Origin of the sequence: Actinomycetospora sp. CA-101289 (assembly GCF_050955895.1) — a bacterium.
Lineage (GTDB): Bacteria > Actinomycetota > Actinomycetes > Mycobacteriales > Pseudonocardiaceae > Actinomycetospora.
Genome location: NZ_CP192093.1, coordinates 1946706 through 1964322, shown reverse-complemented (window position 1 = coordinate 1964322; position 17617 = coordinate 1946706). Strand labels below are relative to the sequence as shown.

At 75.1% G+C, this 17617-nt stretch carries 20 protein-coding genes; 8 read left to right on the top strand and 12 right to left on the bottom strand.

Going from position 1 to position 17617, the window contains the following annotated elements:
- Window positions 1-33: 33 nt before the first annotated feature.
- The gene (locus ACQPX6_RS09725) at window positions 34-219 is read right to left on the bottom strand and encodes a hypothetical protein (protein ID WP_433787104.1); all 186 of its coding nucleotides are present in this window, start codon (window positions 217-219) and stop codon (window positions 34-36) included.
- 87 nt (window positions 220-306) lie between these two features.
- On the opposite strand from ACQPX6_RS09725, the gene ACQPX6_RS09720 reads away from it, so the two are divergent.
- A complete protein-coding gene (locus tag ACQPX6_RS09720) occupies window positions 307-939 on the top strand; it encodes a TetR/AcrR family transcriptional regulator (protein ID WP_433787103.1) in 633 nt (210 codons plus the stop codon).
- Here ACQPX6_RS09720 and ACQPX6_RS09715 read toward each other — a convergent pair.
- Window positions 936-1865 (bottom strand): 2-hydroxyacid dehydrogenase, encoded by a 930-nt coding sequence (locus ACQPX6_RS09715; protein WP_433787102.1) that lies wholly within the window; start codon window positions 1863-1865, stop codon window positions 936-938. The genes ACQPX6_RS09720 and ACQPX6_RS09715 overlap by 4 nt on opposite strands.
- A 66-nt stretch (window positions 1866-1931) precedes the next feature.
- Between ACQPX6_RS09715 and ACQPX6_RS09710 the strand changes: the two genes are divergently transcribed.
- The gene (locus ACQPX6_RS09710; RefSeq protein WP_433787101.1) at window positions 1932-3101 is read left to right on the top strand and encodes a PQQ-dependent sugar dehydrogenase; all 1170 of its coding nucleotides are present in this window, start codon (window positions 1932-1934) and stop codon (window positions 3099-3101) included.
- A 158-nt stretch (window positions 3102-3259) separates the two neighbouring features.
- Here the strand turns inward: ACQPX6_RS09710 and ACQPX6_RS09705 are convergent, their stop codons facing one another.
- The 4 genes from ACQPX6_RS09705 to gatC all read right to left on the bottom strand — a co-directional run bounded on the left by ACQPX6_RS09705 (window position 3260) and on the right by gatC (window position 7253).
- Entirely contained in the window at window positions 3260-3748 is a 489-nt protein-coding gene (locus tag ACQPX6_RS09705; protein WP_433787100.1) for a hypothetical protein, read from the bottom strand.
- A 180-nt stretch (window positions 3749-3928) separates the two neighbouring features.
- Window positions 3929-5437 carry an Asp-tRNA(Asn)/Glu-tRNA(Gln) amidotransferase subunit GatB gene (gene gatB / locus ACQPX6_RS09700; RefSeq protein WP_433787099.1) on the bottom strand — a complete coding sequence of 503 codons (1509 nt, stop codon included), beginning with the start codon at window positions 5435-5437 and terminating at the stop codon, window positions 3929-3931.
- Window positions 5434-6960 carry an Asp-tRNA(Asn)/Glu-tRNA(Gln) amidotransferase subunit GatA gene (gene gatA / locus ACQPX6_RS09695; protein ID WP_433787098.1) on the bottom strand — a complete coding sequence of 509 codons (1527 nt, stop codon included), beginning with the start codon at window positions 6958-6960 and terminating at the stop codon, window positions 5434-5436. The genes gatB and gatA overlap by 4 nt, the downstream gene beginning before the upstream one ends.
- Window positions 6957-7253, bottom strand: coding sequence for an Asp-tRNA(Asn)/Glu-tRNA(Gln) amidotransferase subunit GatC (gene gatC / locus ACQPX6_RS09690; RefSeq protein WP_433787097.1), 297 nt, complete (start codon window positions 7251-7253; stop codon window positions 6957-6959). The genes gatA and gatC overlap by 4 nt, the downstream gene beginning before the upstream one ends.
- A gap of 204 nt (window positions 7254-7457) precedes the next feature.
- On the opposite strand from gatC, the gene ACQPX6_RS09685 reads away from it, so the two are divergent.
- Window positions 7458-8117 (top strand): ACT domain-containing protein, encoded by a 660-nt coding sequence (locus ACQPX6_RS09685; protein ID WP_433787096.1) that lies wholly within the window; start codon window positions 7458-7460, stop codon window positions 8115-8117.
- Here ACQPX6_RS09685 and ACQPX6_RS09680 read toward each other — a convergent pair whose 3' ends face one another.
- From ACQPX6_RS09680 to ACQPX6_RS09660, 5 genes are all read right to left on the bottom strand, one after another.
- On the bottom strand, window positions 8118-8966 hold the full coding sequence (locus ACQPX6_RS09680; RefSeq protein ID WP_433787095.1) for a 3-keto-5-aminohexanoate cleavage protein: 849 nt from the start codon (window positions 8964-8966) through the stop codon (window positions 8118-8120). It abuts the gene before it with no gap.
- A gap of 156 nt (window positions 8967-9122) precedes the next feature.
- Window positions 9123-11261, bottom strand: a complete 2139-nt coding sequence (gene ligA, locus ACQPX6_RS09675) for an NAD-dependent DNA ligase LigA (RefSeq protein ID WP_433787094.1) — start codon at window positions 11259-11261, stop codon at window positions 9123-9125.
- Window positions 11262-11298: 37 nt separating this feature from the next.
- Window positions 11299-12246 (bottom strand): NAD(P)-dependent oxidoreductase, encoded by a 948-nt coding sequence (locus tag ACQPX6_RS09670; protein WP_433787093.1) that lies wholly within the window; start codon window positions 12244-12246, stop codon window positions 11299-11301.
- 12 nt (window positions 12247-12258) lie between these two features.
- Window positions 12259-13362 carry a methionine synthase gene (locus ACQPX6_RS09665; protein WP_433787092.1) on the bottom strand — a complete coding sequence of 368 codons (1104 nt, stop codon included), beginning with the start codon at window positions 13360-13362 and terminating at the stop codon, window positions 12259-12261.
- Between the two features lie 89 nt (window positions 13363-13451).
- Window positions 13452-13610, bottom strand: coding sequence for a hypothetical protein (locus ACQPX6_RS09660; protein WP_433787091.1), 159 nt, complete (start codon window positions 13608-13610; stop codon window positions 13452-13454).
- Window positions 13611-13716: 106 nt separating this feature from the next.
- Here ACQPX6_RS09660 and ACQPX6_RS09655 point away from each other — a divergent pair, with 106 nt between their 5' ends.
- From ACQPX6_RS09655 to ACQPX6_RS09645, 3 genes are all read left to right on the top strand, one after another.
- The gene (locus tag ACQPX6_RS09655; RefSeq protein WP_433787090.1) at window positions 13717-14583 is read left to right on the top strand and encodes a 3-methyladenine DNA glycosylase; all 867 of its coding nucleotides are present in this window, start codon (window positions 13717-13719) and stop codon (window positions 14581-14583) included.
- A 72-nt stretch (window positions 14584-14655) separates the two neighbouring features.
- Window positions 14656-14820: a 50S ribosomal protein L33 gene (rpmG, locus tag ACQPX6_RS09650; RefSeq protein WP_433787089.1), complete on the top strand. Its 165-nt coding sequence runs from the start codon at window positions 14656-14658 to the stop codon at window positions 14818-14820.
- Between the two features lie 42 nt (window positions 14821-14862).
- Window positions 14863-14985, top strand: coding sequence for a ribosomal protein bL36 (locus tag ACQPX6_RS09645; protein WP_433787088.1), 123 nt, complete (start codon window positions 14863-14865; stop codon window positions 14983-14985).
- Here the strand turns inward: ACQPX6_RS09645 and ACQPX6_RS09640 are convergent.
- Window positions 14976-15248, bottom strand: coding sequence for a hypothetical protein (locus ACQPX6_RS09640; protein ID WP_433787087.1), 273 nt, complete (start codon window positions 15246-15248; stop codon window positions 14976-14978). The genes ACQPX6_RS09645 and ACQPX6_RS09640 overlap by 10 nt on opposite strands.
- A gap of 123 nt (window positions 15249-15371) precedes the next feature.
- Here ACQPX6_RS09640 and ACQPX6_RS09635 point away from each other — a divergent pair, with 123 nt between their 5' ends.
- Together ACQPX6_RS09635 and ACQPX6_RS09630 are read left to right on the top strand one after the other, a co-directional pair.
- Window positions 15372-16286, top strand: a complete 915-nt coding sequence (locus tag ACQPX6_RS09635; protein WP_433787086.1) for a helix-turn-helix domain-containing protein — start codon at window positions 15372-15374, stop codon at window positions 16284-16286.
- A 98-nt stretch (window positions 16287-16384) separates the two neighbouring features.
- Window positions 16385-17611 (top strand): acyl-CoA dehydrogenase family protein, encoded by a 1227-nt coding sequence (locus ACQPX6_RS09630; RefSeq protein ID WP_433787085.1) that lies wholly within the window; start codon window positions 16385-16387, stop codon window positions 17609-17611.
- Window positions 17612-17617: the final 6 nt, after the last annotated feature.

The following is a 17617-nucleotide window of genomic DNA, read 5'->3' as shown; positions in this document are numbered from 1 at the left end:
CGTGGGTGTCCGTGCTGGAGCACGGACACCCACTCACACCCAGGGTGGACGCCGGTGCGACGCCGCCCGCAGGGCGTCGGCGATCCGGCGGCACTCGTCGCGCGTGAGCGCCACGGTGTGCCGCCCCAGCGCCAGCACCGCGAACGGGTCGCCGTCCTCGACCTGCACGCACACGATCTCCTCGCCCGCCCCGGTGGTCACGTTCGTCCACGCCCTCATCGCCTGCTCCTCCGTCGTCGTCCGCCGCTCTCGGTTCTACATACTTGCGTGTTGTCCCGCAAGTAAGTGTCGCGATACCGTGGTGCCGTGGACACGGGGACGACGAGCGAGCGCACGGCGTCCCGTCCCCGCCGCACCCAGGAGGAGCGCCGCGCCCACACCGAGGCGGCGCTGCTCGCGGCCGCCGCCGACCTCGTCGTCGAGGCCGGGGTGTCCGCGCTGACCCTCGCCCGGGTCGGCGAGCGCGCGGGCTACAGCCGCGGGATCGTCACCCACCACTTCGGCTCCAAGCAGGCCCTGCTCGAGGCGCTCGCGCGCAGCGCCCAGGCCGGCTTCGTCGCGGGCCTCGAGGACGTGCCGGCGGGGCTCGAGCACCTGCTGCGACTGGTCGCCGGCTACGTCCGGGCGCTCGCGGGCGCCGGCGTGGCCAGCCGCGCGTTCCTGCTGCTCTGGGCCACGGCGCCCACCTCGCCCGAGCTCGCGCCGATCTTCGCCGAGCGGGACGAGCGCTTCCGCGCCGACCTGCACGCCGACGTCGCGCAGGGCGTGGCCGACGGCGCGGTGCGCGCGGACGTCGACCCGCACGCCGTCGCCGTCGCGGTGCTCGGGCAGCTCCGCGGGATCAGCATGCAGCACCAGCTCGCGCCGGAGTCCGTGGACACGGAGCTCCTGGGCGCCCTGGTCGCGGACACCTGGCGGCGGGCGCTGGAGACCGTCTAGTAGCCCTCGGTCACGAGGTTCGGCGGGTCCTCGCCGCGGGCGACGGCCTCGAGCTGGGTGCGCACGACGCGGTAGGCGCGCTCGAGGTGCCCGGGGACGCTGCCGCCGACGTGCGGGGTGATCAGCAGGTTCGGCGCGCTCCACAGCGGGTGGTCGGCGGGCAGGGGCTCGGGGTCGACGACGTCGACGACCGCGCGCAGGCGCTCGGCGCGCAGCTCGGCGATCAGGGCGTCGGTGTCGACCACGGGCCCCCGCGCGGCGTTGACCAGCAGGGCGCCGTCGGGCATCGCGGCGAGGAAGTCGGCGTCCACCATCCCGCGCGTCTCGTCGGTGAGCGGGATGAGAAGGACGACGACGTCGTGCTCCCCGAGCAGGTCGGGCAGCTCCGAGGTCGCGTGCACCCCCTCGCGGGCCCGGCGCCCGACGCGCGTGATGGTCGCGACGTCGAAGGTCTCGAGGCGGCGCGCTGTCTGCTCGGCGAGGTCGCCCGCGCCGACGAGCAGGACGCGCTTGCCGGTGAGCGTGTCGGTGATGTGCTGGTCCCAGCGGCCCTCGTCCTGCGCGCGGACGAACGGCGGGATCTCGCGCAGCACGGCCAGCGTCGCGGCCAGCACCCACTCGGCGGTGACGCCGCCGTGCGCGCCCTGGCAGTCCGAGAGCCCCACGCCCTCGGGGAGCCGGCCGACCCACATCTCCGCGCCCGCCGACAGCAGCTGCACGAGGCGCAGCCGCGGGCAGCGCTCGACCAGCTCCAGCGCGTCGGTCGTCGTCAGGAAGCCGGGGATCAGGACCTCGGCCCGGTCGGCGGCGTCGGGCAGGGCGTCGGCCTGCTCGTCGTAGCGGACGAGCTCGAGGCCCTCGATCCCGGCGAGCGCCTGCTCGCCCTCGTCGTGCGGCACCAGGACGGTCACCGGTTCGCTGCTCACGGTCCGCGGACGCTAGTCCACCCGTCTCACGGCCGGCACAGCCGCGGGCGCCTACTGTGTCGAGCCGTGGCGGGACCGTGGCGGACGAGGGCGATCCTCGCGGCGCTGCTCACGCTCGCGGCGCTGCTCGCCGGGTGCGCGCAGTTCCCCGACGCCGGGCAGCAGCCGTGGCGCGAGCGCCCCGACCTCGGCGCCGAGCGTGCCCCGCAGCCCCGGCTGCCCGAGACCGGCGAGCCGACGCCCGCCCCGAACTCCGGCGGGCCCTCGGTGCCCCCGCCGTGCGTCGACCCGGATCCGCAGGTCGTGGCGACGTGCCTCGCCCCGCTGTCGGCCGTCGTCACCCTGCCCGGCGGGCAGGCGGCGCTGGTGGCCGAGCGCACCACGGGGCGCATCCTGCGGATCACGCCCGAGGAGCCGCCGGAGACCGTGGCCACCGTGCCGGTCGACGCCGCGGGCGACGGCGGGTTGACCGGGCTCGTGCTCTCCCCGTCCTACGCGGAGGACCAGCTCCTCTACGTCTACGCCACCACCGCCGGCGGCAACGCGGTCATGCGCATCGCGCCGGGCGACGTGCCCAAGACGGTGCTCGGCGGCATCCCACGCGGCGGGTCGGGCAACCGCGGCGCCGTGGGCGTGGAGCCCGACGGCACGCTGCTGGTGGCCACGGGCGACGGCGGCAACGCCACGGCGGCGGCCTCCCCCACCTCGCTGGCGGGCAAGCTGCTGCGCATCGACCCCTTCGGGCGGCCCGCGCCGGGCACGCCGGACCCGGCGTCGCCGGTGGTCGGCAGCGGCCTGCACGCGCCCGGGGACGTCTGCGCCGACCCGGCGTCGGGCGTCAGCTGGGTCACCGACCGCGCCGGGGCCCGCGACGTCCTGCTGGCCGTGCGGCCCGGGGTCGCGCCGGGTCCGGAGGCGACGTCGGCCCCGGCCTGGACGTGGCCCGAGCGCCCCGGGGTCGCCGGGTGCGCGGCGTTGCCGGGCACGCTCGTCGTCGGGCTCGAGGGCTCGGCGGCCATGTTCGTGCTGCGCCCCACGCCGCAGGGCTCGTTCGTCGGCACGCCCCAGGCGGTGCTGGCGGGCACCTACGGGCGGATCACCGCCGCGGACGTCGCCTCCGACGGGCTCATCTGGTTCACCACCGCCAACAAGGACGGCGGGGGGACGGTGACGCCCACCGACGACCGCGTCGTGCGCATCCGCCCGCCCTCGGGCGGCGCGAGCGGGGCGGATTAGGCGCGCTCTCCCGCGAGTGATCGAAGTACCGATACGGACCACTCAACGTCAGCGAAGCCACTTCGCTGACACTCCCGGGACACACCGCGGCCCCGTCCCTCCGCCTCGGGGGTGGGGAGGAAACGGGGCCGCGGGCCTGTCCTGATCTGGGGAGCGGATCAGGAGAAGGAGAGCATGCTGGAACCGCCCTCGACCGCGTCGTCGATCGACTGGGCGCCGGCGCCGGTCTCGTCGTGGACCTGGCCCGAGACCTCGTTCACCGCGCCGGAGATCTCCTGCTCGGTGTCGGTGGCCTGGCTCCCGACCGGCACGCCCGCGGCGTTCGCGTGCGTCTGCAGGTCCGAGGTCAGCGCCGAGGTGATGCGGTTGACGTCGTGCTGGACCGCGGAGGCGTGGCCTCCGACGAACTCCTCGCCACCCTTGACCGTGGTGGGCGCCTCGGTCTCGGGGAGCTCCTGGGCGCTCTCGACGGTGCCGGACGCGACGTCCTCGAGCGTGTTCGCGGTGTTGTCGAAGCTCGGCGCCTCGTCGGCGAACGCGAACGACGCGGTCCCGCCGGTGAGGGCGAGCGCCGCCGCAGCGGTCAGCGCACCGCGGCCGGCGATCCTGCCGACCGTGCTGACCTGACGGGCACGGTGTGCACCCATGCGGGTTCCTCCTGTACTTCGTGTGCGTCGGGGGGATGCGCGGACGGCGGCACCGGATCGTGCGCTCGGTGACGCCCCGCTCAGGAACGGCTACTCGCCGCTCCCTGAATCCCCCAACGGGAGGAACCCGGATGGGTTACGGGGAGGTCTCGAAAAAAGATGTTGGTCGCGGGCAACCGGTCAGCGACACCGCTCCAGCACCAGCTCCTGGACGCGTGCGGCGTCCGCCTGCCCCCGGGTCGCCTTCATCACCGCGCCCACGATCGCGCCCGCCGCCTTGGTCTTGCCCGCCTTGATCTTCTCGGCGACGGCGGGCTGCGCGGCCAGCGCCTCGTCCACCGCGGCGGTGAGCGCGCTCTCGTCGCTCACCACGGCGAGACCCCGGCCGGCCACGACCTCGTCGGGCTCGCCCTCGCCCGCGAGGACGCCGTCGACCACCTGGCGGGCGAGCTTGTTGGTCAGCGTGCCGTCGGCCACGAGCGCGATGACCCGGGCGACCTGCGCCGGGGTGATCGCGAGCTCGGAGAGGGCGACGCCGGCGGTGTTGGCCTGCTGGGACAGGTAGGACACCCACCACGAGCGCGCGGCCTCGGGCGGCGCGCCGGCGTCAGCGGTGTCGGCCACGAGGTCGAGGGCCTCGGCGTTGACGAGGTCGCGCAGCTCCTCGTCGGACAGCCCCCACTCGGTCTGGATGCGCGCCCGGCGCTCCCAGGGCCGCTCGGGCAGGCCCGCGCGCAGGGTCTCGACCCAGTCGCGCGAGGGCTCCAGCGGCGGCAGGTCGGGCTCGGGGAAGAAGCGGTAGTCGGCGAAGGTCTCCTTCGGCCGGCCCGGCGAGGTCGTGCCCGACTGCTCGTCGAAGTGCCGGGTCTCCTGGCGGATCGTGCCGCCGGAGAGCAGCACGCCGGCATGGCGGCCCATCTCGTAGCGCACCGCGCGCTCCACCGAGCGCAGCGAGTTGACGTTCTTGGTCTCGGTGCGCGTGCCGAACGTCGTGGTGCCCTTCGGCATCAGCGACACGTTGGCGTCGCAGCGCATCGAGCCCTGGTCCATGCGGACGTCGGAGACGCCGAGGCCGCGCAGCACGTCGCGCAGCGCCGTGACGTAGGCGCGCGCCACCTCGGGGGCGCGCACCCCGGCACCCAGGATCGGGCGCGTCACGATCTCGATGAGCGGCACGCCGGAGCGGTTGTAGTCCAGCAGCGAGTAGTCCGCGCCGTGGATGCGTCCGGTGGCCCCACCGACGTGCAGCGACTTGCCGGTGTCCTCCTCCATGTGCGCGCGCTCGATCTCCACGCGCCACGTGGTGCCGTCGTCGAGCGGCACGTCGAGGTACCCGTCGAAGACGATCGGGTCCTCGTACTGGGAGATCTGGAAGTTCTTCGGCATGTCCGGGTAGAAGTAGTTCTTCCGGGCGAACCCGGACCGCTCGCGCACCCGGCAGTTCAGCGCCAGGCCGATGGTGATCGCCGACGCGACCGCCGCCCCGTTGACCCGCGGCAGCGCGCCGGGCAGGCCCAGGCAGACCGGGCAGACGTTCGTGTTGGGCTCGGCGCCGAACGCGTTGGCGCAGCCGCAGAACATCTTGGTCGCGGTGTTGAGCTCCACGTGCACCTCGAGACCCATCACCGGGTCGAACTGCTCGCAGACCTCCTCGACGGTGTAGGGCGCCGCTTCGACGGTGGCGGTCATCGCGTCGCCTCCAGGGCACGCAGTTCCGGGATGCGCGGGCCGGTGGGCTCCCCGCGCGCGGTCTCGTAGGCGGCGGCCACGCGGTAGGCGCGGTCGTCGGCGAGCGCGGGCGCCATCACCTGCAGGCCGACGGGCAGGCCGTCGTCGGCGGAGGTCCCGCACGGCACCGAGAGCGCCGCGTTGCCCGCGAGGTTGGTCGGGATCGTGCAGAGGTCGGCGAGGTACATCGCCAGCGGGTCGTCGGCGCGCTCGCCGATCGGGAACGCCGTGGTGGGCGTGGTCGGCGACACGAGCACGTCGCAGGTCTCGAACGCGGCGGTGAAGTCGCGGACGATCAGCGTGCGCGCGCGCTGCGCCTTGCCGTAGAGGGCGTCGTACGAGCCGGCGGACAGGGCGTGCGTGCCGATCATGATGCGGCGCTTCACCTCGGCCCCGAACCCGACCTCGCGGGTCAGCGACATGACGTCGTCGGTCGACCGGGTCCCGTCGTCGCCGACGCGCAGCCCGTAGCGCATGGCGTCGAAGCGGGCGAGGTTGCTCGACGCCTCGCTGGGCGCGATGAGGTAGTACGCCGGCAGGGCGTAGGAGAACGAGGGGCAGGACACCTCGACGACGTCCGCGCCCAGCTCGCCCAGCACCCGCACGGCGTCGGTGAACGCGGCCGACACGCCGGGCTGGTAGCCCTCGCCGGCGAACTGGCTCACGACGCCCACGCGCACGCCCGCCAGGTCGCCGCGGGCGCCGGCCAGCGCGGCCTCGACCACCGGCGGCAGCGGAGCGTCCACCGAGGTCTGGTCGTTGCGGTCGTGCCCGCCGATCACCTCGTGCAGCAGGGCGGCGTCGAGCACCGACCGCGCGCACGGCCCGATCTGGTCCAGCGACGACGAGAACGCCACGAGGCCGTAGCGGGAGACCGTGCCGTAGGTCGGCTTGACCCCGACCGTGCCGGTGACCGCGCCGGGCTGGCGGATCGAGCCGCCGGTGTCCGAGCCGAGCGCCAGGGGCGCCTCGCCGGCGGCGACGGCGGCGGACGAGCCGCCGCCGGAACCGCCGGGGATGCGCGTGAGGTCCCAGGGGTTGCGGCTGGGCCCGAACGCGGAGTTCTCGGTCGAGCTGCCCATGGCGAACTCGTCGAGGTTGGTCTTGCCCAGCGGCACCAGGCCCGCGGCCCGCAGCCGGGCCACGACCGTCGCGTCGTACGGCGGGCGCCAGCCCTCGAGGATGCGGGACCCGCAGGTGGTCGGCATGTCCGTCGTGGTCATGTTGTCCTTGACCGCGATCGGCACCCCGGCCAGCGGTGACACGGGCCCGCCGTCGGCGATCGCCCGGTCGGCCGCCTCGGCCGCGGCCAGCGCGCCGTCGGCGTCGACGTGCAGGAACGCGTGGACCCCGTCGGGGCCGCCGTCCCCGTCGACGGCCTCGATGCGCTCGAGGTGGGCCCGGGTGACCTCCACCGAGGACACCTCACGGGCGTGCAGGCGACGCGCCAGCTCGGCGGCGTCGAGGGAGAGCAGCTCGTTCACAGCTCCTCCCCCAGGATCCGCGGCACGCGGAAGCGCCCCTCCTCGGCGGACGGGGCGCCGGCGAGGGCGGCCTCCCGTGGCAGCGAGGGCTCGACCGCGTCGGGGCGCAGGACGTTGGTCTGCGGCACCACCTGGGCGGTCGGCGGGACGTCGTCCGGGATGTCCCCCACCGCCGAGACCGTGTCGACGATGGCATCGATCTGTCGCGAGAACGTGTCCAGCTCGTCGTCGGTGACCGCGAGTCGGGCCAGTCGGGCGAGGTGGGCGACGTCGTCGCGCGTGATGTCGGACATGTCCCTCCGGGGTCGGCGTGGGCCGCGCACGTCCAGTCTAGGACCGCGGCGAGACGGGCCTCGACGAGGTTTGCGGGCGTGATCGACGCTCGCCCCGTCGGGGTCGGCCTGGGAGGATGCGCGGACCCGACGGCGGGGTACCTCGGTGCGGCCGCCGTGGCGCCGCGGGCGGGGTATCGGGTGTCCGGGACGTCGAGGAGGGTCGTGACCTACCTGCTGCGCGTGGTGCTGCCCGATCGGCCCGGCACCCTCGGAGCGCTCGCCTCCGCCCTCGGCGCCGAGGGCGCGGACATCCTCTCGGTGGACGTCGTCGAGCGCGGCGGCGGGTCCGCGGTCGACGACCTCGTCGTCGACATGCCCAGCTCGCGGCCGCCGGACGTGCTCATCACCGCCGCCGAGTCGGTCACCGGCGTGGTCGTCGAGTCGGTGCGCCCGTTCGCCGGCGCGCTGGACACCACCCGCGAGCTCGAGCTGGTCGAGGCGGTCGCCGCGCACCCCGAGCGGGGGGTCGCGCTGCTCACCGAGGGCGTGCCGGGGCTCTTCCGGTCGGCCTGGGCGCTGGTCACCGAGGCGACCGGACAGGGCCCCCGGGTGCGCCGCGTCGCCTCCAGCGCGGCCGCCCCCGAGACCGAGGCCGCCGAGCTGCGCTGGCTGCCGCTGTCCAAGGCCACCGTGCTCGACCCGACCGGCGGTCACGGCGTGCCCGAGGCGTGGACCGACCTGGACACCGAGCTCGCCGCCGCCCCGCTGGGGCGCCCGGAGCGGGCGCTGGTGGTCGGCCGCCCGGGCGGACCCGCCTTCCGGCCCTCCGAGCTCGCCCGCCTGTCGCACCTCGCCGGGATCGTGGCCACGATCGTCGGGTAGCTACCGCCGGTGCTCGGCGCGGGACCCGGGCCAGCGGCCCGAGGTGAACAGCCCGCCGGTGCGCGACCCCGAGCGGCGGCGCTCGTAGCGGCCCGCGACGTCCTTGCCCTGCGCGTAGCGCACGAGCTCCTCGTTGCCCGTGGCCAGCCACGTGCCGTCCGGGCCCTTGAGGGTGTCCTCGAAGCCGATGCGGGTGTCGAGGTTGTTGCGCTTGGCGTACTCGAGCACCGGCCAGGTGCCGCCCTCCTCGCCGTGCAGGAGGATCGGCGCGGGCACCGGCCCGAGGGCCTTGAGGATCCGCACGGCCTCGGCCACCGCCGTGTCCGGATCGGTGACCGTGACCTCGGCCAGCACCCGGACCGTGCCGCGCGGCAGGCCGGCCTGCTTGAGCTGCACGGCGTCGCCGGTGGTCCAGACGCCGAGCTCGACACCGATGCCGACCGCGTCGAGGGCCGCGCAGACGCCCTGCCACCCGCGCTCGTGGACGTTGACCGCCGCGACGTCCGGGCGTGCGTGCTTGGGCAGCTTGCCCCACTGCGCGATGAGCTCGGTGCGCTTGAAGGGGTCGGGCTCGACCCAGCGCGCGGTGGTGACACCGATCTCGAGCTCGGGGGCCTCGCGGCGGATCGTGCCGACGACCGTGCCGATCACGCCGGGGGCGAGGCTCTCCTGCCCGTCGCGGTCGCGCGGGTGCACGTGGAGGCTCTGGACACCGAGCGCGGCGACCGCGCGCGCGTCACGCGCCAGGTGGCGCGGGCTCATGGGGACGGCGGGGTACACGTCGGCGGGCCGGGCGCCGTTGGGGCAACACTGCAGCACCGCCGCGACCCTCCCTCCGCCTCCGGACATCCACCGGGTGTGTCCAGCTTCAACCAACCGGGCGACGAGGGCAACGTCTACCGAGCGGCGTCCGGGTCCTCGCCGCGACGCCACCCGGACGGTCGCACGCGCGTCACCCGACGGTGTGAGTGTGCCCGACCTCGGGCCGCGGCGTCGGCGGGGCTCTCAGGCGTCCTCCGCAGCGGGCGGCTCGGGCGGGGCGAGCGCGGAGCCCGCGGCGGCCTCGGGACCCTGCTCGAGGAGCACCCGGAAACCGTCCTCGTCGAGCACGGGCACGCCCGCCGCCACGGCCTTGTCGTACTTGGAGCCCGGCTCGTCGCCGACCACGAGGAACGCCGTCTTCTTCGACACCGACCCGGCCGCGCGCCCGCCGCGCGCGAGGATCGCCTCCTTGGCCTCGTCGCGCGACAGGGTGGGCAGCGACCCCGTGACCACCACCGAGAGCCCCTCGAGCGTGCGGGGCACCGACTCGTCGACCTCCTCGACCAGCTGCACGCCCGCGGCGCGCCACTTCTCCACCACCTCGCGGTGCCAGTCGACGGAGAACCACTCGCGCACCGCGTGCGCGATGGTGGGCCCGACCCCGTCGACGGCGGCCAGCTCCTCCTCGCTCGCGGCGTCGATGGCGTCGATCGACCGGAAGTGGCGCGCCAGGGCCTGGGCCGCCGTGGGCCCGACGTGGCGGATCGACAGGCCGACCAGCACCTTCCACAGCGGGCGCTGCTTCGCGGTGTCGAGGTTGCCCAGCAGCTTCTGGCCGTTGGCCGAGACGTTGCCCGCCTTGGTGCGGAAGAGGTCGACCCGGATCAGGTCGTCCTCGGTGAGCGCGAAGACGTCGCCCTCGTCGTGCACCACGCCGGCGTCGAGCAGCGCGGTGGCCGCCTCGTAGCCCAGGACCTCGATGTCGAAGGCGCCGCGGCCGGCGACGTGGAACAGGCGCTCGCGCAGCTGCGCGGGGCAGGAGCGGGCGTTGGGGCAGCGCAGATCCTTGTCGCCCTCGCGCATCTGGCGCAGCTCGGTGCCGCACTCGGGACAGTGGGTGGGCATGACGAACGCGCGCTCGTCGCCCGTGCGCGCCTCGACGACGGGCCCGAGCACCTCGGGGATGACGTCGCCCGCCTTGCGGATGATCACCCGGTCGCCGATGAGCACGCCCTTGCGCTCGACCTCGCCCGCGTTGTGCAGCGTCGCGAGCGACACCGTGGAGCCCGCGACCAGCACCGGGTCCATCTCCGCGAACGGGGTGACCCGGCCCGTGCGGCCGACGTTGACGCTGATGTTGCGCAGCGTCGTGGTGGCCTCCTCGGGCGGGTACTTGTAGGCGATCGCCCACCGCGGGGCGCGCGAGGTGGAGCCGAGCCGGCGCTGGAGCGCGACGTCGTCGACCTTGACCACCACGCCGTCGATGTCGTGCTCGACGTCGTGCCGGTGCTCGCCCCAGTACTGCGTGTGCGCGATGACCTCGTCGACGCCGTGGCGCACCACCGTGTGCGTGGAGACCGGCAGACCCCACGCCTGCAGCGCGGCGTACGCCTCGGACTGCCGGGCCGGGGTGAAGCCCCGTCGCTTGCCGAGACCGTGGCAGATCAGCCGGAGCTTGCGCGAGGCGGTGACGCGCGGGTCCTTCTGCCGCAGCGAACCGGCCGCGGAGTTGCGCGGGTTGGCGAAGGGCTGCTTGCCGGCGGCCACGAGCCCGGCGTTGAGCTCGTCGAAGTCGGCGAGGCGGAAGAAGACCTCGCCGCGGACCTCCATCAGCTCGGGCACCGGGAACTCCTCGGTGCCCGTCAGCTCGGTGGGCACGCCCTCGAGCGTGCGCATGTTGAGCGTGACGTCCTCACCGGTGCGGCCGTCGCCGCGGGTCAGCGCGCGCGTGAGGTGGCCGTTCTCGTAGAGCAGGTTCACCGCCAGCCCGTCGATCTTGAGCTCGCAGAGGTAGCGCAGCTCCTCGGAGGGATAGTCGAGCTCGCGCTGCACGCGCAGCACCCACTCGCGCAGCTCCTCGGGCTCGAAGGCGTTGTCGAGCGAGAGCATGCGCTCGAGGTGGTCGACCGCGACGAAGTCGGTGGAGAACCCGCCCCCGACCCGCTGCGTGGGCGACGCGGGCGTGACGAGCGACGGGTGGCGCTCCTCGAGGCCCTGCAGCTCGCCGAACAGCTCGTCGAACTCGCCGTCGGTGACGATCGGGGCGTCGAGCACGTAGTAGCGGAACTGGTGGTCCGCCACGACCTCGGACAGCTCGCGGTGCCGCTGCGCGGCCTCCGCGGGCACATCACCCGTCGCGATCGGTGCGGTCTCGCTGGTCACGGCGCCGAGATTAGCCCGGCCCCCCGACAGCGAACCCTCAACTCACCCGGCCCAGGTGCCTCCCGACCGACGCCACGAACCCCGCCGCGATGCCCGCGTAGGAGCTGTCGGTGATGCCGCCGACGTGCGGGGTGACCACCACGTGCTGCGCCAGCAGCTCGTCGTCGGGGTCGATCGGCTCGACCCACGTGACGTCCAGGCCCGCTCCGGCCACGCGCCCGGCGCGCAGCGCGTCGAGCAGCGCGTCGCGGTCGACGACGGGGCCGCGGGCGACGTTGACGACGTACCCCGCGGGCCCGAGGGCAGCGAGCGCGGCGGCGCCGACCAGCCCGCGCGTCCGCTCGGTCAGCGGGCAGCACACGACGAGGTCGTCGCAGCGGGCGAGCGCGCCGGGCAGGTCGTCGGCGTGGTGGAAGTGGGCGTCGTCGAGCAGTGCGGCGGCCCGCGGCGTCTCCGCGCGGGGCCGGCGGCCGATGCCGACCGGGACGGCGCCGAACGCGCGCAGGCGCCCGATCACCTCGGCGCCGATGTCGCCCACGCCCAGCACGCCCACCGTGCGCCCCGCGAGCGTCGTGCCCATCGGCTCGCCGACCAGGCGCCGCGCGACGTTCGCCCGGGCCGCCTCGAACCGGCGCAGGAGCGCCAGCAGGTGCAGCAGCGCGATCTCGGCCACCGCGACGGCGTTGCCGGACTCCGCGCCGGAGACGTTGTCGACCGGGATGCCGCGCTCGGCCGCCGCCGCGACGTCCACCCCGGACAGCCCGACCCCGAACTGCTGGATCATCCGCGGCGACGTGGCGTCCATGAGCGCCCCGGAGATCGCGCTGCCCATCGGGCACAGGACGTCGACGCCGTCGAGACCCCCGGCGGGCACCTCGACCGGGACGTCGACGATCTCCACCCCGGACCACCCGGCCTCGTCGAACGCCGTGGCCAGGGCTCCGCGCAGGGCGGCGAACCCGCCGCCCACCAGTCCGATCCGCACCTGAATAGTGGATCAGGACGCGCCGCGTCCCCAGCTCGCGGGTGGGTCGGCGAAGGCGCGCGCGAGCTCGACGGTGGTGCTCGTCGCCCGGCGCGCCCAGGCCGGGCCGGCGCCCGCGAGCCCGCAGGCCGGGGTGACGACGGCGCGGTCGGCGAGGCGGGCGCGGTCGAAGCCGAGGCGGTCGGCGAGGTCGAGCGCGGGACGGGCGAGGTCGTGGAGCTCCGGGCGGGTGGCCGGCTCGGTCGACGGAACGATCCCCAGCCACAGCTCGACCCCGGACTCCCACAGCTCGCCGAGGGCGTCGAGCACATCGGCCGGGGCGTCCGCGCCCCCCAGCGCGCCCAGGTCCACCGCGACCGCGTCCGCCCCGGCCGCGCCGAACAGGGCCAGGGGCGGGGTCGGGTGGCAGCAGTGGATCGCGACCGCGACGGCCCCGGCGCCCCGGGCGGCGCTGACGAGGTCGGCGAGCAGGGCGCGGGCCTCGGACGCGGGGACGGTGCGGACCGTGCCGTAGCCCGACGGCGTCCGCAGCGAGCCGGCGAGCACGGCCGGCAGGGAGGGCTCGTCGATCTGCACGACCACCGGCGCCCCGGTGCGCCGGGCGAGCTCGGCGACGTGGGTGCGCAGGCCCTCGGCGAGGCTCTCGGCGAACTCGGCCACCGCGCCGCGGTCGGTGAGCACCCGGTGCCCCGAGCGCAGCTCGACGCCCGCGGTGAGTGTCCACGGGCCCACGACCTGGCACTTCACGGCGGGCGGGGTCGCGCCGGACTCCCCCAGCGCCTCGTCGAGGGCGTCGAGGTCGCGGGCCAGCAGCTCCTGCGCGCGCCGGTGGTCGCCGCCCGGGCGGCGGGCGACGCGGTAGCCCGAGGGCCACTCCTCGACCGCGATGTCGACGAGCAGCGCCGCCCCCCGCCCGAGGATGTCCGCGCCGAGACCGCGGGCGGGCAGCTCGGGCACGTAGGGCATGCCGGGGAGCTCGCCGACGACCGTCCGCGCCGCCTCCTGGCGGTCGGTGCCGGGCCACGAGCCCAGACCGGTCGCGCGATCGCCGGGCTGCGCCGGGCGCTCGCGGTCGGCGGCGGACGTCGTGTCGGTTGGGGCGGTCGTCTCGCTCACGTCGTCAGGATCCACCCGCGACGCGTCGGCGCGCCGCGCGGCCCCGGTGGTCAGCCTCGGTGGTCAGCCCCGGTGGTCAGCCCCGGTGGTCAGCCCTCGTCGTCCTGCACGAGGTGCTCGGTCTCGCTCGCCCCGCCGATGGGCAGGACGTCCTCCGGGTTCGGCTGGTTCGGCTCCGCGGGCTCGCCGCGCAACGGAGCGGCGTCGGGGACGACGGTCGCGGGGTCGGTGTCGCGCTGCTCGGACATCGTGGTGGCCTCCCTGGGACGGTGACCCAGGGGGTTACCCGCGTCACAGCCCACCGGACCCCGACTGGATCGATGCGGCCCGCCGCGGTGGCAGCATGGGTCGGCGATGGAGGTGCTGGCGGAGCAGGAGTGGCGGGCGCGGGCCGACGCCCACGCTGCGCGGGCCGACGCGCTCACCGCCGGGCACCGGGCACGCCGGGCGCGCGGCGAGGCCCACCCCGTCGAGGACTTCCTCTACACCTACTACCCGACCCGGCCCACCCGGCTGCGCCGCTGGCACCCGGGCGCGGGCGTGGTGCTCGCCGACGCCGGCGAGCGCGCCGGGTGGCGGCACTACACCGCCGACGGGGCGGGCGTGCGCGTCGACCACGAGGCGTTGCTGTGCGAGCGGGCGGGCAGCGTCGACTTCGTCGCGGGCCTGCTGCGGGCCACCGCCGCCCGCGCGCCGCACCTCGGCTGCTTCGGCCTGCACGAGTGGGCGATGGTCCACCGCGACGACCACACCCGGCACGCGGTGCCGCTGCGCCTCGGCCCGGCGGGCACCGACGCGGTGGTCGAGTCGCACCGCATCCGCTGCTCGCACTACGACGCGTACCGCTTCTTCACCCCGTCCGCGGCGCCGCGCAACACGCTGCGGCCCACCCGCGAGCGGCAGGTCGAGCTCGAGCAGCCCGGGTGCCTGCACGCCGGGATGGACCTCTACAAGTGGGCGGACAAGCTCGGCCCGCTCGTGCCGGGCGCCCTGCTGCTCGACGCCTTCGTCCTCGCCCGCGACATCCGCGAGCTCGACATGCGCGCGTCGCCCTACGACCTGGCCGATCTCGGCTACGCCCCCGTCGCGATCGAGACGCCCGAGGGCAAGGCCGCCTACGTCGAGGCCCAGCGCGCCTTCGCCACCCGGGGCGCGGGGCTGCGCGAGCGCCTGCTCGCGGTGCTCGACGGCGTGCCGGCCCCGGTGGCGACGGGGCCCTGAGCGCCGCGGCATAGACGCTCGGGCGCCGACGTTGTCGACAATGACATCCAAGAGCGTCGACGAGAGGAACCCGTGGCCCGCATCGACGTCCGCCCGGTCGTGAAGCTGCGCTCGACCGCCGGGACCGGCACGACCTACGTGACCCGCAAGAACCGGCGCAACGACCCCGACCGGCTCGTGCTGAGCAAGTACGACCCCCGGGTGCGCCGCCACGTCGACTTCCGCGAGGAGCGGTAGTCGTCGTCACGGGGTGACACCGAGCAACGAGGAGGAGCCGGGATGAAGATCCGCACATCGCTCAGGGCGCTCAAGCAGAAGCCGGGATCGAGCGTCGTCCGCCGGCACGGTCAGGTGCTGGTGATCAACAAGAAGAACCCCGGATGGAAGGCCCGTCAGGGCTGATCGGGGTCGGTGACCCGCAGCAGCAGGGCGATCAGCGCGTCCGCGTGCAGGTGCCCGCCGCTGCGGGGCCGCACCCCCCGGCCCTCGTCGTCCGCGCGCAGCTCGTCGGCGACGCGCTCGAGCGCGCGGACGAGCGGGTCGGAGAGCTCGGGCGGCACCTCACCGACGAGCTCGAGCGACCCGTCGTCGTGCCGCTGGGTACTGAGGTGTCCGAGCGCCTCGCGCAGCACGGAACGCGGCTCGCCGGCCACCAGTTCGCTCATGTGTTCGATCCTAGAACCGACCCCTGACGGTTCCGCCACGGCTCGGGCGCTGGGTACCGTCCTCCGAGAGCCCGCGGCGCCGGATCGAGCCGCCGCGCGGGTCGCCACGAGGGACGGTGGGTCGTGGGCGTCTGGGACATCGCGGCGCTGCCCGAGCGGGAGCAGTTCGGCTACTGGCGCGAGGTCATCTGCCAGGCCTTCGTGCCGCTCACGCCCCACCGCACGCTGGACGAGGAGGGCTTCGCCGCGAAGGTCGAGACCCGTCGCCTCGCGGGGATGAACCGGGCCCGCCTGCGGTCCCGCCCGCAGCGCACCGACCACGGCCCGCGCGAGGTGGCGCGGACCGACGGTGCGTACTACTTCGTCAACCTCCAGCTCGCGGGCCGCTGCATCACCACCGTCGAGGACCGCACCACCGTCGTCCGGCGCGGCGAGATCGTCGTCGTCGACACGGCCGAGCCCTACTTCTTCCACCTCGACCGGCCCTGGCAGATGCTCTCCTTCCGGGTGCCGCACGCCGCCCTCGACGCCGTCCTGCGCGGACGGCGGCCGGACCTCGGCCGGCCCGTGCCCGCGATCGGGGCCGGCGCGGCGGTGCGCGCCCTGATGCCCGCCCTCTGGTCGCTCGACGACGCCACCCCCGGTGCCGCCGAGCTCGTCGACTCCTTCGCCACCGCCGTCGCCGCGACCACCACGAGGAGGAGCACCGACACCGCGCACCCCGGCGTCACCCGCGCCGCCGTCCTCGCCCACGTCGAGCGCCACCTCGGCGACCGCGACCTCACCGTCGCGGGCGTCTGCCGGCGCTTCGCGATCTCCCCGCGGACGCTGCACAACCTGTTCGCCGACGCGGACACGTCGTTCGCCGCGACGGTGCGGAACCTCCGTCTCGAGCGGGCCGCGGCGGCGCTGGCGGATCCGGGCACCGCGGCGACCGTGCTCGAGATCGCCGCCGCGCACGGCTTCGACGACCCCACGGCCTTCAGCCGCGCGTTCCGCCGCCGCTTCGGCGTCTCACCGCGGGAGACACGCCCCTGAGGGTCCGTGCACGAACGGCACGGCACCGCTGCACGCACGGCCGAGACGGCGACCTCCCGCGGGCCCAGGCTGGAGACCCCGCACCCGAGGAGTCCCCCATGGCCGTGTCGTTCCTGCTGAGCCCCGAGCAAGAGCAGCTCAAGGCCGCGGCGCGCGGCTTCGCCGCGGAGCACCTGCGCGGCCTCGCCGCCGCCGTGCGCGCCGAGCCGGACCCGCTGACCCGGGCGATGCTGGCCCGCCCGGTGATCGAGAAGGCGGTCGGGTTGGGCTTCCTCAAGGGCCTCGTCCCGGCACCGTTCGGCGGCTCGGCGTCCAGCGGCGTCGACGCGGCGATCTTCATCGAGGAGTGGGCGGTGCACAGCCCCGACCTCACGATCTCCCTGGCCGGCCCGCTCATCGCGCTCGCGCCCGTCTACGAGGCCGGGACGCCGGAGCAGGTCCAGCGCTTCGTCGCGCCGTTCCTCGCCGACTCCGGCGCGCCGCTGGCGGCGATGGCCTTCAGCGAGCCCGAGGGCAGCGCCAACTTCGACGCACCCACCGGAACGCGCACGACCGCGACGCCCGACGGCGACGACTACGTCATCAACGGCCGCAAGGCCTGGGCGTCCCACCTCTCGGGCTGGGACGGCGACGGCCCCGACCTCATGACCATCGTCTGCCGGGCCCCGGGCGGCGTCTCGCTGATCGTGGCCGAGCGCGAGCACCTGGCCGGGCACGTCGAGGTCGAGGAGCACTACGACCTGCCGGGCCTGCGCGGATGCCTGACGTCCCGGGTCCGCCTGCACGACGTGCGCGTACCGCGCGCGAACCTCCTCGGCAGCGAAGGACAGGGCGTCGCCCTGACCCGCAACGCCTTCCTGCCCAGCGGCGCGTCCATCGGCATCTTCGCCGTCGCCGCGATGCGCGGGGCCTTCGACATCGCCCTGCGCTTCGCGACCACCGAGACCCGCGGCGGCGCCGTCCCGATCATCGACCACCAGGCGGTGTCCGACGTCCTCGCCGACGCCAAGGGGAAGATCGAGGCCGTCCGCCTCCTGACCTGGCGCGCGCTCGACGCCGTCATGTCCCAGCACCCCGCGGCGCCCGAGCTGGCGCTGCACGCGAAGGTCTTCGGCTCCGAGACGGGCGTGGAGGTGCTCAACGACCTGGTCAAGCTGGTCGGGGTGACCGCGTACGACGAGGCGTTCCCGATCGTCGAGTACCTCCACGAGGCGCTCGCCTACCCGGTGATCGAGGGCAGCAACATCGGCGTGCGCCGTCGTCAGCTCCAGGACCTCCTGCGCACGCCGGGCTACGACCCGCTCGCCGCGTCCGGGATGGGCTAGCCGATC

What these genes read in the sequence shown, in the direction of transcription:
- ACQPX6_RS09725 (WP_433787104.1), bottom strand. Translation starts at nt 219, where the DNA reads ATGAGGGCGTGGACGAACGTGACCACCGGGGCGGGCGAGGAGATCGTG.
- ACQPX6_RS09705 (WP_433787100.1), bottom strand. Translation starts at nt 3,748, where the DNA reads ATGGGTGCACACCGTGCCCGTCAGGTCAGCACGGTCGGCAGGATCGCC.
- gatB (WP_433787099.1), bottom strand. Translation starts at nt 5,437, where the DNA reads ATGACCGCCACCGTCGAAGCGGCGCCCTACACCGTCGAGGAGGTCTGC.
- gatC (WP_433787097.1), bottom strand. Translation starts at nt 7,253, where the DNA reads ATGTCCGACATCACGCGCGACGACGTCGCCCACCTCGCCCGACTGGCC.
- ACQPX6_RS09680 (WP_433787095.1), bottom strand. Translation starts at nt 8,966, where the DNA reads ATGTCCGGAGGCGGAGGGAGGGTCGCGGCGGTGCTGCAGTGTTGCCCC.
- ACQPX6_RS09660 (WP_433787091.1), bottom strand. Translation starts at nt 13,610, where the DNA reads ATGTCCGAGCAGCGCGACACCGACCCCGCGACCGTCGTCCCCGACGCC.
- ACQPX6_RS09655 (WP_433787090.1), top strand. Translation starts at nt 13,717, where the DNA reads ATGGAGGTGCTGGCGGAGCAGGAGTGGCGGGCGCGGGCCGACGCCCAC.
- ACQPX6_RS09645 (WP_433787088.1), top strand. Translation starts at nt 14,863, where the DNA reads ATGAAGATCCGCACATCGCTCAGGGCGCTCAAGCAGAAGCCGGGATCG.
- ACQPX6_RS09640 (WP_433787087.1), bottom strand. Translation starts at nt 15,248, where the DNA reads ATGAGCGAACTGGTGGCCGGCGAGCCGCGTTCCGTGCTGCGCGAGGCG.
- ACQPX6_RS09630 (WP_433787085.1), top strand. Translation starts at nt 16,385, where the DNA reads ATGGCCGTGTCGTTCCTGCTGAGCCCCGAGCAAGAGCAGCTCAAGGCC.